A 12,663-nucleotide genomic window follows, 5' to 3' on the forward strand; every position below is an offset into this window, starting at 1 on the left:
TTTCCGTACGAAATATTATTCGTCTTCCAGATACGTATAACCGTACAAGCCGGTTTCAAATTCTTCAAGGAATTGTGCTTGCAGTTCCGGCGCCAGATCGGTTTCCTTGACCTGATCGCGGAAGCGGGACATCAGCACGTCCGGGTCCAACTGCACATATTCCAGCATATCGGCCACGGTGTTGCCTTCGTCCGACTCTTCCAGTTCGACGGTGCCGTCCTGGAATACGAACACGTCCACGGTGGAGGTGTCGCCGAACAGGTTATGCATGTTGCCGAGAATTTCCTGATAAGCGCCGACCATGAAAAAGCCCAGCAGCGGCGGGTTTTCCGGGTCATACGGCGGCATCGGCATGGTGGTGGCGACGCCGTCGCCGTCGACATAGTGGTCGATGGCGCCATCGGAATCACAGGTGATATCCAGCAGCACCGCACGACGCTGCGGCGGCTTGTCCAGCCCTTCCAGCGGCAGCACCGGGAACAACTGATCGATCCCCCAAGCATCCGGCATCGACTGGAACAGCGAGAAGTTGACGTACAGCTTGTCCGCCATACGCTCCTGCAGTTCATCGATAATCGGCCGGTGGGCGCGGTTGCTCGGATCAAGCTGCTGCTGAATCTGCTGACAGATATTGAGATACAGCTGCTCCGCCTGCGCGCGTTGGGTCAAATCCAACATGCCGTGGGTGTATTGAGTGTGGATGTCGTGCAGGTCCATCTGGCTGTCGTGCAGCCACTCGCGTAAAGAGCGACGGTTGCCCGGCTCCTTGATTTCCTGCCAGGTATTCCACAGGCTTTCCAGCGCGCGCGGCGCGTCTTCATCCGGCGCTACCGGCTCGCTGAATTCGTTGCGTTCCACCCCGATGATGTTGGACACCAGTACGGTGTGATGCGCGGTGACGGCGCGTCCGGATTCGGTGATCACCGTCGGGTGCGGCAGACCGTATTCGTTACAGGCGTCGCCGATACCCCAAATGACGTTGTTGGCGTATTCGTTCAGGCCGTAGTTGACCGAACAGTCGGACTGCGAACGGGTTCCTTCATAATCGACGCCCAGACCGCCGCCCACGTCAAAGCATTGGATGTTGACGCCCAGCTTGTGCAGTTCGACGTAGAAACGCGCCGATTCACGCACGCCAGTCGCGATATCGCGGATGTTCGCCAACTGTGAGCCGAGATGGAAATGCAGCAGTTGCAGGCTGTCGAGGCGATTGGCCTTGCGCAGCAGTTCTACCAGTTGCAGTACCTGCGTCGCCGCCAGGCCGAACTTGGATTTCTCGCCGCCGCTCGACTGCCATTTGCCGGAGCCCTGCGATGCCAGACGAGCGCGCACGCCCAAACGCGGCACCACGTTCAGCCGCTCGGCTTCTTCCAGCACCATGTTGATTTCCGACATCTTTTCGATGACCAGATACACCTTGTGGCCCAGCTTTTCGCCGATCAGCGCCAAACGGATGTACTCGCGATCTTTATAGCCGTTGCAGACGATTACGGAGCGGGTCATACCGGCGTGGCCCAGCACCGCCATCAGTTCGGCTTTGGAACCCGCCTCCAGTCCCAGCGGCTCGCCTGAATTGATCAACGATTCAATCACGCGGCGATGCTGGTTAACTTTGATGGGATATACCAGGAAATAGCCGCCTTCATAGCCGAAGGACTCACGCGCGCGTTTAAACGCCGCGTTGATGGAGCGCAGACGGTGCTGCAAAATCTGCGGGAAGCAGAATAGCGCTGGCAGACGCTGGTTGCCCTGTTGACGGGTTTTCACCAGCTTGGCCAGGTCAACGCGCGCTTCCGGCACATCCGGATCCGGGCACACGCTGATGTGCCCCAGCTCGTTGACGTCGTAATAGTTGTTGCCCCACCAGGCAATATTATAGGTTCTCAGCATCTCGCTGGCGTCGCGGTCATTCATGGCTACCTCCTGCATGGAGCGCAGATGATCGTGTTTACCCGCCGCTGACGAGTACGGTTGAATCATATCGTCAGACATGGCGATCCCCTTCTTCCACTTCTTGATGAATAATCACATTTTTTCCCGCAACAAACACCGGCGGCACGGCAAAAGCGCGCAACGTCGGCAGTGAAAAACCCGACGGGCAGTAGTATGCCGCCGTTTTATGACTCTTATTAGTGTAAAACACGATGTCAGACTCCGAGGTTCGGGTCGGTGAAAACCAGGGAAAACATCACCAGGAAGAATGCAAACGCATTCACTGGCGCGGAGAAAAAAGCAGGTTAGCCAGCTCGGGAGTCCTGCGTTGCGCTGCGGGACAGGCAACTTCGGGCAAATGTCGGAAAGGATTGAGTCAGTGACGCGATGGCGTCAGAAGAAAAGCGCAGCGGGCGCAACTCACTCAATAAACAACGGATCATTAATCCTATCACCTCCACGCTCGCCGCAGATGATGCGGTCAGGCTATCACGAAAAACCATCAGGAAAATGGTCAAACAGTATCGGGCCGAACCCCGTCGCCAACGCTCGCGCATCACCCTGGATAAGCGTCGCGCAGCGCGCCGGAATCGCCCGAATTACGGACAACAAAACCGCCCGCCGTTTATACCTATCCGGCCCCGGAAAAGCAAAATGAAAATGGTAAAAAACCCTATCATTTCTGCAAAAGATGCCGATGAACATCTTCAACCGGCCCGTGCGGCATAAAAACTGCTGGCATGGGGCTACAGTGTGACCTAGAATAGCCGTCCAGATGTTAATCCATCTATACTGATTAACTGATATATTGCTTAACGGCTTTAGCTTATAAGGTAAAGAAACTCATGGCTAAACACCTTTTTACGTCCGAGTCGGTCTCCGAAGGACATCCTGATAAAATCGCTGACCAGATTTCCGACGCCGTCCTTGACGCGATTCTGGAGCAGGACCCCAAAGCGCGGGTTGCCTGCGAAACTTACGTAAAAACCGGTATGGTGTTAGTTGGTGGCGAAATTACCACCAGCGCCTGGGTTGATATCGAAGAAATCACGCGCCGCACCGTCCGCGAAATTGGTTATGTCAACTCCGAGATGGGTTTTGACGCCAACTCCTGCGCCGTACTGAGCGCGATTGGCAAACAATCTCCGGATATTAATCAGGGCGTTGACCGTAAAGACCCGCTGGAACAAGGCGCGGGCGACCAGGGCCTGATGTTCGGTTATGCGACCAACGAAACCGACGTGCTGATGCCGGCGCCGATCACTTACGCGCACCGTCTGGTACAGCGTCAGTCCGAAGTGCGTAAAAACGGCACCCTGCCGTGGCTGCGCCCGGACGCCAAAAGCCAAGTGACCTTCGCATACGACAACGGCAAGATCGTCGGTATCGATGCGGTGGTGCTGTCTACCCAGCATTCGGAATCCATCGCGCAGAAAGATCTGCAGGAAGCGGTGATGGAAGAGATCATCAAGCCGGTTCTGCCGTCTGAATGGCTCTCCGCCAATACCAAATACTTCATCAACCCGACCGGCCGTTTCGTGATCGGCGGCCCGATGGGCGACTGCGGCCTGACCGGTCGTAAAATCATCGTCGATACCTACGGCGGCGCAGCACGTCACGGCGGTGGCGCGTTCTCCGGCAAGGACCCGTCCAAAGTGGACCGTTCCGCTGCCTACGCCGCCCGTTATGTGGCGAAAAACATCGTTGCCGCCGGTCTGGCGGATCGCTGTGAAATTCAGGTGTCCTACGCTATCGGCGTAGCGGAGCCGACCTCCATCATGGTGGAAACCTTCGGCACCGAGAAAGTGTCCAGCGACCGTCTGGTCGATTTGGTCCGCCAGTTCTTCGATCTGCGCCCGTACGGCCTGATCCAGATGCTGGACCTGCTGCACCCGATCTACCAGCAAACCGCGGCTTACGGCCACTTCGGCCGTGCGGAATTCCCGTGGGAAAAAACCGACGTGGCAGAAAAACTGCGTGACGCCGCCGGTCTGAAATAATCGACCCGCGCTGTCATGCCAAACGGCGAAGCCTCTGCTTCGCCGTTTTTTATTGTAGAGCCGCCGCGGGCATTATTGCATCCGGCCCGCCCAGACCGTAAGCTGCCAGCATGAACACGCCACGACTCCCTATCGCCCTGCAGCAAGCGGTGATGCGCTGTTTGCGGGAAAAACTTCAGCAGGCCAACACGGTATTGGGCTGTGATTACCCCGAACCCGTCATCAATTATCAGCAACGCGGCTCCACCGCCGGCAGCGCCTGGCTAAAAACGTGGGAAATCCGCCTTAATCCGGTATTGCTGCAGGAAAACCAGCAGGCGTTTATTGATGAAGTCGTCCCGCATGAGCTGGCGCATCTGCTGGTATACGCCCGTTTCGGCAAAACCGCGCCGCATGGCCGGGAATGGCGCTGGATGATGGAAAACGTACTGAACGTGCCCGCCCGCCGGACCCACCAGTTTGCGCTCGCCTCGGTGCAGGGCAAAACCTTCCCTTATCAGTGCGCCTGCCGCCGGCATGAACTGACGCTGCGCCGCCATAACCGGGTCGTTCGGGGCGAGTCGGAATACCGCTGCCGGTCTTGCGGCGAGCGGTTACGCGCCCTCGTAACAAACTCTGTTTAAACCATAAATCCAGCGTTTCATGCTGCCTTTTTTGCGTTTGCCTGCATGGTGTTCTTCAGGTACGCTGCCCACTTTCAACCCTGCTGGTGATTCTGGAATATGCTTCGCAATCTTGTCATTTTCGCTGTGTTAGGCGCGGGCCTGACGACGCTGGCCGCCGCCGGTCAGAACATCAACAATTTTACGCAGGCCAAGGCCGCCGCCGCCAAAATCCATCAGGATGCGCCCGGTACCTTCTATTGCGGCTGTAAGATCAACTGGCAGGGCAAAAAAGGGACGCCGGACCTGGCTTCCTGCGGTTATCAGGTGCGTAAAGACGCCAACCGCGCCAGCCGCATTGAGTGGGAACACGTGGTGCCGGCGTGGCAGTTTGGTCATCAGCGCCAATGCTGGCAGGACGGCGGCCGCAAAAACTGCACCAAAGACGATGTTTACCGCCAGATAGAAACCGACTTACACAACCTGCAGCCGGCGATTGGCGAAGTGAACGGCGATCGCGGCAACTTTATGTACAGCCAGTGGAATGGCGGCGAACGCCAGTACGGCCAGTGCGAGATGAAGATTGATTTTAAAAATCAGTTGGCGGAGCCGCCCGAACGCGCCCGCGGCGCGATCGCCCGCACCTACTTCTATATGCGCGACCGTTACAACCTGAACCTGTCCCGCCAGCAAACCCAGTTGTTTGACGCCTGGAACAAGCAGTATCCGGTCACCGCGTGGGAGTGCACCCGCGAAAAACGCATCGCCGCCGTACAGGGCAACCACAACCCGTACGTGCAACAGGCTTGCCAGCCCTGACGCCGCTCCCTACTATAACGGCTTGTCTCTTATAATGATTGCCTGCCGCTGTCGCCACCGTCGCCGCACGGTGGCTGACGTCCGTCGGGCCATTCGCCCATCCGACTGATAACCACGTAAGGCCAGATTATTCATGCGAATACCGCGTATTTTTCATCCCGATACGCTTGCCCCGCAGGGGGGAGAGACGGACCTGAGCGAAGACGCCGCCAACCATGTGGGCCGAGTGCTGCGCATGAACGCCGGACAGGCGCTGCAGCTGTTCGACGACAGCAATCAGGTATTTGACGCCGAGATTTTGCAGGCAGGGAAAAAAAGCGTGCGGGTCCGTTATGCCGCCGGGCAGACCGAAGATCGGGAATCGCCGTTGCACCTGCACCTGGGCCAGGTGATGTCGCGCGGCGAGAAAATGGAGTTCACCATCCAAAAATCCATTGAGCTGGGGGTGAATGTCATCACCCCGCTGCTCTCCGAACGCTGCGGCATCAAACTGGACGGCGAACGGCTGGAGAAGAAAATCACTCAGTGGCAGAAAATCGCCATTGCCGCCTGTGAACAATGCGGCAGAAACCGCGTGCCGGAAATTCGCCCCGTCCAGACGCTGGAAAGCTGGTGCGCGGAACCGGACAATGGGTTAAAACTGAATCTGCATCCGCGGGCGGCGAACAGTATCAACACGCTACCGTTGCCGGTATCGCGCATCCGGCTGCTGATTGGCCCGGAAGGCGGGTTGTCGGCGGACGAAATCGCCATGACCGCAACCCAGGGTTTTACTGATATTCTGCTGGGGCCTCGCGTTCTGCGAACAGAAACCACCGCGCTCACCGCAATCACCGCGCTGCAGGTACGATTCGGCGATCTGGGGTAAAGGAGATAACAATGATTAAAATCGGTATCGTGATGGACCCAATTTCGTCCATCAATATCAAGAAAGACACCAGCTTTGCAATGTTGCAGGAAGCGCAGCGTCGCGGCTGGGAACTGCACTATATGGAAATGGGCGATCTCTACCTGCATGCGGGTGAAGCTCGCGCTACGACCCGTATCCTGAGCGTTCAGTACGACTACAACGGCTGGTACAACTTCGGCGCGACGCAGGACATCGCCCTGCATGAACTGGACGTGGTGCTGATGCGTAAAGACCCGCCGTTCGACACCGAATTCATCTACGCCACCTATATTCTGGAGCGTGCGGAAGAGAAAGGGACGCTAATCGTCAATAAACCGCAGAGCCTGCGCGACTGCAACGAGAAACTGTTCACCGCCTGGTTCCCGCAACTAACGCCGGACACGTTGGTGACCCGCAACGCCGACCGACTGCGTGCGTTCCATCAGCAACATACCGACGTGATCCTCAAGCCGCTCGACGGCATGGGCGGCGCGTCGATTTTCCGCCTGAAACCGGAAGACGCCAACGTATCAGTGATCATCGAAACCCTGACCGAACACGGCAGTCGTTACTGCATGGCGCAGAATTACCTGCCCGCCATCAAAGACGGCGACAAGCGCGTGCTGGTGGTGGACGGCGAGCCGGTGCCCTACTGTCTGGCCCGTATCCCGAAAAGCGGTGAAACCCGCGGCAACCTGGCGGCCGGCGGCCGCGGCGAAGCCCGCCCGCTCAGCGAAAGCGACTGGCAGATTGCCCGTACCGTAGCGCCGGTGCTGAAACAGAAGGGACTGATCTTCGTCGGACTGGACATCATCGGCGACCGCCTGACTGAAATCAACGTCACCAGCCCGACCTGCGTGCGTGAAATCGAAGCGGCTTATCCGGATGTCTCTATTACCGGCATGCTGATGGACGCCATTGAGCGCCGGCTGGCTCAGCGTTAACGATACACGGACCGTATCCCGGTCGGTGATGTATCCCTGCCCGGTTCGCTGCCCGGCGGCGAACCGGAAACATCCACTCCGACAGAGAAGCGATAATAAGACGATGAATTTACAGCACCATTTTCTGATTGCGATGCCCTCTCTGCTGGACCCCGTGTTCAGGCGGACGGTGATTTACATCTGCGAGCACAATGAGGACGGCGCCATGGGCCTTATCATCAACAAGCCAATGGAACAGTTCACCGTCGAAAATATCCTCAAAAAGCTGAAAATCACGCCTAACCCGCGGGATACGGCGATTCGCCTCGACAAACCGGTCTTTTCCGGCGGCCCGCTGGCGGACGATCGTGGTTTTATCCTGCATACGCCGCTCCCCGGCTTCGCGTCCAGCATCAGCATTTCCGACGAAACCATGATCACCACCTCAAAGGATGTGCTGGAAACGCTTGGAACGCCGGAACAACCGCGCAATACGCTGGTAGCGCTGGGTTATTCCGCCTGGGAAAGCGGTCAGTTGGAAAACGAACTGCTGGAAAATGCCTGGCTGACGGTGCAGGCGGACCATCATCTGCTGTTCCACACCCCGATTGCCGAGCGCTGGCGCGCTGCCGCTAAAAAACTGGGCGTGGACATTCATAATATCGCCGCCGAAGCGGGGCACGCCTGATGGGAAATCGTACTTTGCTGGCCTTCGACTTCGGCACCCGCAGCATCGGCGTCGCCATCGGTCAGGAGATCACCGGCACCGCTCGTCCTCTGACGTCGCTGAAAGCGCAGGACGGCGTACCCGACTGGCAAAAAGTGGAAAAGCTGCTCAACGAGTGGCAGCCCGCGCTGGTTATCGTCGGTCTGCCGCTGAACATGGACGGCACCGAGCAACCGCTGACCGCCCGGGCGCGCAAGTTTTCCCAGCGCCTGCATGGCCGTTTCAGCGTCAAGGTTGAGCTGCACGACGAGCGGCTCAGTACCGTAGAAGCGCGGGCAGACCTGTTCGAGCGCGGCGGGTTTCGGGCGCTGGACAAAGGCAGTGTGGACGCCGCCTCCGCCGTGATTATTCTGGAAAGCTGGTTCGAGCAGCAACTCGACAGGCCGCAGTAAATCAGGCTCAGTGTTTCACACCACGTCCTTTCCTGATGCTATCAACGCCATAAACGACTCAGGCCCGCATTGGCGGGCCTGAATTAAACTGCTGGCGTGAATTTACGCGTCCGGATAGTCGCGCAGGAACCCTTCCAGATCTTCCACCATCGACGTGTTGCCGACGAAGAACGGCGCACGCTGATGCAGTTTCTTCGGTGTGATGTCCAGAATACGGTTTTTACCATCGCTGGCTTTGCCGCCCGCCTGTTCCGCCAGGAACGCCATCGGGTTGCATTCGTACAGCAAACGCAGTTTCCCTTCCGGATAGCTGGCCGTGCTCGGATAGAGATAAATACCGCCTTTCAACAGGTTACGGTGGAAATCCGCCACCAGCGAACCGATATAACGGGTGGTATACGGGCGCTGAGTCGCCTCATCCTGCTCCTGGCAGTATTTGATGTACTTCTTCACACCCTGCGGGAATTTAATGTAGTTCCCCTCGTTGATGGAGTACATGTTGCCTTTCTCCGGGAAACACACACGTTCGTGAGACAGGCAGAATACCCCCAGCGACGGGTCATAAGTGAAGGCATGCACGCCATGACCGGTGGTGTACACCAGCATGGTGGAAGAGCCGTACACGATATAACCGGCAGCTACCTGCTTGTGGCCGGGCTGGAGGAAATCCTCTTCGCGCACCGGCATACCCAGCGGGGTGATGCGGCGGTAAATAGAGAAAATGGTTCCGACAGAGACGTTTACGTCGATATTGGAGGAACCGTCCAGCGGATCCATCAATACCACGTATTTGGCGTTTTCGGCGCGCTCACCGTCGAAGATAACGATCTCGTCTTCTTCTTCGGAAGCAATCCCAGCCACCTCGCCACGTGCTTTCAGCGCCGCTTTCAGCTTTTCATTGGCGTACAGATCGAGCTTCATCTGCACTTCGCCCTGAACGTTGGAAACGCCGCTGGTGCCCAGAATATCCACCAGACCAGCTTTGTTGATGTCGCGGTGGATAATCTTCGCACCCAGTTTGATGGCCGACAGCAGCGCAGTCAGCTCACCAGTGGCGTGAGAGAAATCGTGCTGTTTTTCGACGATAAATTCGCCTAACGTTTTCATAACACTATTCCAGAATCTACGAATGAAAAGCGGTTTCATTTTTGTACCGCCAGCGTTTGCGTCTGCAGTGTAGCCCAAAGAGAAAGCGAGTACCTAGCAAATCCATTTCTTATGACGTATTCCAAGCGTTAGAATGGACGGCAGACTCTCTGAATATAGATGGAAAACGTATGCGTATTCATATTTTAGGAATCTGTGGCACCTTCATGGGAGGACTAGCGTTGCTGGCCCGATCACAAGGACATCAGGTAACCGGTTCGGATGCTAACGTCTATCCGCCAATGAGTACCTTACTGGAAGAACAAGGGATTACCCTTATCCAGGGATACGACCCTGCGCAGTTGGACCCGGCTCCGGATCTGGTCATCATTGGCAATGCCATGACCCGTGGCAATCCCTGCGTTGAGGCGGTGCTGGAACAAAATATCCCTTATATGTCCGGTCCGCAATGGCTTCATGATCACGTGCTGCGCGAACGCTGGGTTATCGCCGTCGCCGGCACCCACGGCAAAACCACCACCGCCGGCATGGTGACCTGGATTCTGGAAGACTGCGGCTACCAGCCGGGATTCGTCATCGGCGGCGTGCCGGGCAACTTCACCGTCTCCGCCCGTCTGGGCGAAAGCCCGTTCTTCGTGGTGGAAGCGGACGAGTATGACTGCGCCTTCTTCGACAAGCGTTCCAAGTTTGTGCACTACAGCCCGCGCACGCTAATTCTGAATAATCTGGAATTTGACCACGCGGATATCTTCGACGACCTCAAGGCCATCCAGAAACAGTTCCACCATCTGGTGCGTCTGGTTCCGGGCAAGGGCCGCATCATCGTTCCGTCTCACGACCTGCATTTGAAACAGGTGATGGGCATGGGATGCTGGAGCGAACAGGAACTGGTGGGTGAGGAAGGCATCTGGAAAGCGAAAAAGGTCACCACCGACGCCAGCGTGTTTCAGGTGTACCTCAACGACCAACTGGTCGGGGAAGTCACCTGGAATCTGGTGGGCGAACACAACATGCATAACGGCCTGATGGCGATCGCCGCGGCGCGCCATGTCGGCGTCCCGCCGGAAGAAGCCTGCCGCGCGCTGGGCGGTTTCATTAACGCCCGTCGCCGGCTGGAACTACGCGGCACCGCGCACGGCGTGTCGGTCTATGACGATTTTGCCCATCACCCGACCGCGATCCTCGCCACGCTGGCCGCACTACGCAGCAAGGTGGGAGGCACCGCGCGGATTCTCGCCGTGCTGGAGCCTCGCTCCAACACCATGAAAATGGGTCATTGCAAAAACGAGTTAGCACCGGCGCTGGGCCGCGCTGACGGTGTCTTCCTGTTCCAGCCCCAGCATATTCCCTGGCAGGTGGCTGAAGTGGCTGACGCCTGCGTTCAGCCAGCCTACTGGAGCGCGGATATCGACACGCTGGTGGAGATGATCAGCAAAACCGCTCAACCTGGCGATCATATTCTGGTCATGAGCAACGGCGGTTTCGGCAATATTCACAACAAACTGCTGGATGCGCTGAACGCCAAAGCGCAGGCGACGAACGACGAAGACTAACGGGTTTATCGCAGGCTGCGTACATCGCCGGCAACATGTTTGCCGGCAAGCGGATAGCAAAAAGGACGGGCAAGCCCGTCCTTTTTCATGCAGTCACCATTGTGATTACGCGTCGAAAGGATCGCGCAGAATCATGGTTTCTTCACGGTCCGGGCCTGTGGAAATGATATCCACCGGCACACCGGTCACTTCTTCGATGCGTTTAATGTAGTTCAGCGCAGCCTGCGGCAATTTGCTGTACTCTTTCACGCCAAAGGTGCTTTCAGACCAACCCGGCAGCGTTTCATAAATCGGCTCAATGCCTTCCCAGCCTTCAGCAGCCAGCGGGGTCACATCCACCTCGCTGCCATCCGGCATACGGTAGCCGACGCAGATTTTCACTTCTTTCAAGCCATCCAGAACATCCAGCTTGGTCAGGCAGAAACCGGACAGAGAGTTAATCTGCACCGCGCGGCGCACCGCGACCGCATCCAGCCAACCGGTACGACGGCGACGGCCAGTCGTTGCGCCAAACTCGTTGCCCTTCTGCGACAGGTGCTCGCCAACGTCATCGAACAGCTCGGTCGGGAACGGACCAGCGCCAACGCGGGTCGAATAGGCTTTAACGATACCCAGCACGTAATCCACATAACGCGGCCCCAGACCGGAACCGGTCGCTACACCGCCGGCGGTGGTGTTGGAAGAGGTTACATACGGATAAGTACCGTGGTCGATGTCCAGCAGCGTGCCCTGCGCGCCTTCGAACATCACCAGATCGCCACGCTGATGCGCTTTGTGCAGCAGATCGGAAACATCCACGACCATCGCGGTCAGGATGTCGGCAACCGCCAACACGTCGTCCAGCGTTTTCTGGTAATCCACCGCATCTGCTTTGTAGTAATGCACCAGCTGGAAGTTATGGTATTCCATAATTTCTTTCAGCTTGACGGCAAAGTTTTCCCGGTCAAACAGATCGCCGACGCGCAAACCGCGACGCGCAACCTTGTCTTCATACGCAGGGCCGATACCACGACCGGTGGTGCCGATCGCTTTAGCGCCGCGCGCTTTTTCACGGGCATTATCCAGCGCGACATGGTACGGCAGAATCAGCGGGCAGGCTTCGGAAAGCAACAGACGCTCACGCACCGGCACGCCACGTGCTTCGAGTGCGGTCATTTCTTTCAGAAGCGCATCCGGCGCCAGCACCACACCGTTACCGATGATGCTAATGACATTTTCGCGCAGAATACCTGAGGGAATTAAATGGAGAACGGTTTTTTCACCGTTGATAACCAGCGTGTGACCAGCATTGTGACCACCCTGGTAGCGCACAACATATTTGGCCCGTTCAGTCAGCAGGTCTACGACCTTGCCTTTACCTTCGTCACCCCATTGGGTGCCCAATACGACAACGTTCTTACCCATCTCAAGAATCACCAGATTGGTTAAAAAAGGATTCTAGCATCTCATCTTGCGGCTTTCAGTACTTTTAGCACACGTTTGCGCACATTTTTAGCGGAAATTTCAGCCGCCTGCCCGACTACGCAACATGTAGTAGATCACACAGCCGGCGACCACAATACCCCCGCCAAACCGGCGCAAAACATTATCGGGCAGTTGTGCCATGGTCAGGATCATCCGCCGCCAGATACGCGGAAACAGCAGCGGCCCCAACCCTTCCATGATTAGCACCAACCCCAGCGCCAGCCAGATGCTCACATTCATAAAAAAACTCCAGAC

14 protein-coding genes are annotated in these 12,663 nt (G+C 57.1%); 9 read left to right on the plus strand and 5 right to left on the minus strand.

The window, feature by feature from the left end:
• Positions 1 to 15 precede the first annotated feature (15 nt).
• Both speA and DXXMK7_RS22850 read right to left on the minus strand, forming a co-directional pair.
• Positions 16 to 1,992, minus strand: coding sequence for a biosynthetic arginine decarboxylase (speA, locus tag DXXMK7_RS18290; RefSeq protein ID WP_038665455.1), 1,977 nt, complete (start codon positions 1,990 to 1,992; stop codon positions 16 to 18).
• The gene (locus DXXMK7_RS22850) at positions 1,985 to 2,143 is read right to left on the minus strand and encodes a hypothetical protein (RefSeq protein ID WP_157987359.1); all 159 of its coding nucleotides are present in this window, start codon (positions 2,141 to 2,143) and stop codon (positions 1,985 to 1,987) included. The genes speA and DXXMK7_RS22850 overlap by 8 nt, the downstream gene beginning before the upstream one ends.
• Before the next feature lie 176 nt (positions 2,144 to 2,319).
• On the opposite strand from DXXMK7_RS22850, the gene DXXMK7_RS18295 reads away from it, so the two are divergent.
• The 8 genes from DXXMK7_RS18295 (at position 2,320) to ruvX (ending at position 8,284) form a co-directional block, all read left to right on the plus strand.
• A complete protein-coding gene (locus tag DXXMK7_RS18295) occupies positions 2,320 to 2,661 on the plus strand; it encodes a hypothetical protein (protein WP_038665453.1) in 342 nt (113 codons plus the stop codon).
• Positions 2,662 to 2,777: 116 nt separating this feature from the next.
• Complete coding sequence (gene metK, locus DXXMK7_RS18300) at positions 2,778 to 3,932, plus strand: methionine adenosyltransferase (RefSeq protein ID WP_038665452.1); 1,155 nt, start codon at positions 2,778 to 2,780, stop codon at positions 3,930 to 3,932.
• Between the two features lie 110 nt (positions 3,933 to 4,042).
• On the plus strand, positions 4,043 to 4,555 hold the full coding sequence (locus tag DXXMK7_RS18305; protein WP_038920298.1) for a SprT family zinc-dependent metalloprotease: 513 nt from the start codon (positions 4,043 to 4,045) through the stop codon (positions 4,553 to 4,555).
• A gap of 99 nt (positions 4,556 to 4,654) precedes the next feature.
• On the plus strand, positions 4,655 to 5,353 hold the full coding sequence (gene endA / locus DXXMK7_RS18310; protein ID WP_038920299.1) for a deoxyribonuclease I: 699 nt from the start codon (positions 4,655 to 4,657) through the stop codon (positions 5,351 to 5,353).
• A gap of 133 nt (positions 5,354 to 5,486) precedes the next feature.
• On the plus strand, positions 5,487 to 6,221 hold the full coding sequence (rsmE, locus tag DXXMK7_RS18315) for a 16S rRNA (uracil(1498)-N(3))-methyltransferase (RefSeq protein WP_038920300.1): 735 nt from the start codon (positions 5,487 to 5,489) through the stop codon (positions 6,219 to 6,221).
• A gap of 11 nt (positions 6,222 to 6,232) precedes the next feature.
• Positions 6,233 to 7,186, plus strand: a complete 954-nt coding sequence (gene gshB, locus DXXMK7_RS18320; protein WP_038920301.1) for a glutathione synthase — start codon at positions 6,233 to 6,235, stop codon at positions 7,184 to 7,186.
• A 103-nt stretch (positions 7,187 to 7,289) separates the two neighbouring features.
• A complete protein-coding gene (locus tag DXXMK7_RS18325; protein ID WP_038665434.1) occupies positions 7,290 to 7,853 on the plus strand; it encodes a YqgE/AlgH family protein in 564 nt (187 codons plus the stop codon).
• Positions 7,853 to 8,284 carry a Holliday junction resolvase RuvX gene (ruvX, locus tag DXXMK7_RS18330; protein WP_038920302.1) on the plus strand — a complete coding sequence of 144 codons (432 nt, stop codon included), beginning with the start codon at positions 7,853 to 7,855 and terminating at the stop codon, positions 8,282 to 8,284. Before DXXMK7_RS18325 ends, ruvX begins: the two co-directional genes overlap by 1 nt.
• Positions 8,285 to 8,386: 102 nt before the next feature.
• Here the strand turns inward: ruvX and fbp are convergent, their stop codons facing one another.
• Positions 8,387 to 9,391, minus strand: coding sequence for a class 1 fructose-bisphosphatase (gene fbp, locus DXXMK7_RS18335; RefSeq protein ID WP_038665429.1), 1,005 nt, complete (start codon positions 9,389 to 9,391; stop codon positions 8,387 to 8,389).
• A 170-nt stretch (positions 9,392 to 9,561) separates the two neighbouring features.
• Here fbp and mpl point away from each other — a divergent pair, with 170 nt between their 5' ends.
• Positions 9,562 to 10,944, plus strand: a complete 1,383-nt coding sequence (gene mpl / locus DXXMK7_RS18340; protein WP_038920303.1) for a UDP-N-acetylmuramate:L-alanyl-gamma-D-glutamyl-meso-diaminopimelate ligase — start codon at positions 9,562 to 9,564, stop codon at positions 10,942 to 10,944.
• Between the two features lie 105 nt (positions 10,945 to 11,049).
• Here the strand turns inward: mpl and DXXMK7_RS18345 are convergent, their stop codons facing one another.
• Together DXXMK7_RS18345 and DXXMK7_RS18350 are read right to left on the minus strand one after the other, a co-directional pair.
• Positions 11,050 to 12,348 carry an adenylosuccinate synthase gene (locus DXXMK7_RS18345; protein WP_038920304.1) on the minus strand — a complete coding sequence of 433 codons (1,299 nt, stop codon included), beginning with the start codon at positions 12,346 to 12,348 and terminating at the stop codon, positions 11,050 to 11,052.
• Between the two features lie 99 nt (positions 12,349 to 12,447).
• Entirely contained in the window at positions 12,448 to 12,648 is a 201-nt protein-coding gene (locus DXXMK7_RS18350; RefSeq protein WP_033567467.1) for a DUF2065 domain-containing protein, read from the minus strand.
• Positions 12,649 to 12,663 lie beyond the last annotated feature (15 nt).

This window comes from Dickeya sp. MK7, from assembly GCF_000406305.1.
GTDB classification, from domain to species: Bacteria; Pseudomonadota; Gammaproteobacteria; order Enterobacterales; family Enterobacteriaceae; genus Dickeya; species Dickeya fangzhongdai.

Coding starts and splice junctions, on each gene's coding strand:
- speA (WP_038665455.1), bottom strand. CDS start 1,992: ATGTCTGACGATATGATTCAACCGTACTCGTCAGCGGCGGGTAAACAC.
- DXXMK7_RS18295 (WP_038665453.1), top strand. CDS start 2,320: ATGGCGTCAGAAGAAAAGCGCAGCGGGCGCAACTCACTCAATAAACAA.
- metK (WP_038665452.1), top strand. CDS start 2,778: ATGGCTAAACACCTTTTTACGTCCGAGTCGGTCTCCGAAGGACATCCT.
- DXXMK7_RS18305 (WP_038920298.1), top strand. CDS start 4,043: ATGAACACGCCACGACTCCCTATCGCCCTGCAGCAAGCGGTGATGCGC.
- endA (WP_038920299.1), top strand. CDS start 4,655: ATGCTTCGCAATCTTGTCATTTTCGCTGTGTTAGGCGCGGGCCTGACG.
- rsmE (WP_038920300.1), top strand. CDS start 5,487: ATGCGAATACCGCGTATTTTTCATCCCGATACGCTTGCCCCGCAGGGG.
- gshB (WP_038920301.1), top strand. CDS start 6,233: ATGATTAAAATCGGTATCGTGATGGACCCAATTTCGTCCATCAATATC.
- DXXMK7_RS18325 (WP_038665434.1), top strand. CDS start 7,290: ATGAATTTACAGCACCATTTTCTGATTGCGATGCCCTCTCTGCTGGAC.
- ruvX (WP_038920302.1), top strand. CDS start 7,853: ATGGGAAATCGTACTTTGCTGGCCTTCGACTTCGGCACCCGCAGCATC.
- fbp (WP_038665429.1), bottom strand. CDS start 9,391: ATGAAAACGTTAGGCGAATTTATCGTCGAAAAACAGCACGATTTCTCT.
- mpl (WP_038920303.1), top strand. CDS start 9,562: ATGCGTATTCATATTTTAGGAATCTGTGGCACCTTCATGGGAGGACTA.
- DXXMK7_RS18345 (WP_038920304.1), bottom strand. CDS start 12,348: ATGGGTAAGAACGTTGTCGTATTGGGCACCCAATGGGGTGACGAAGGT.
- DXXMK7_RS18350 (WP_033567467.1), bottom strand. CDS start 12,648: ATGAATGTGAGCATCTGGCTGGCGCTGGGGTTGGTGCTAATCATGGAA.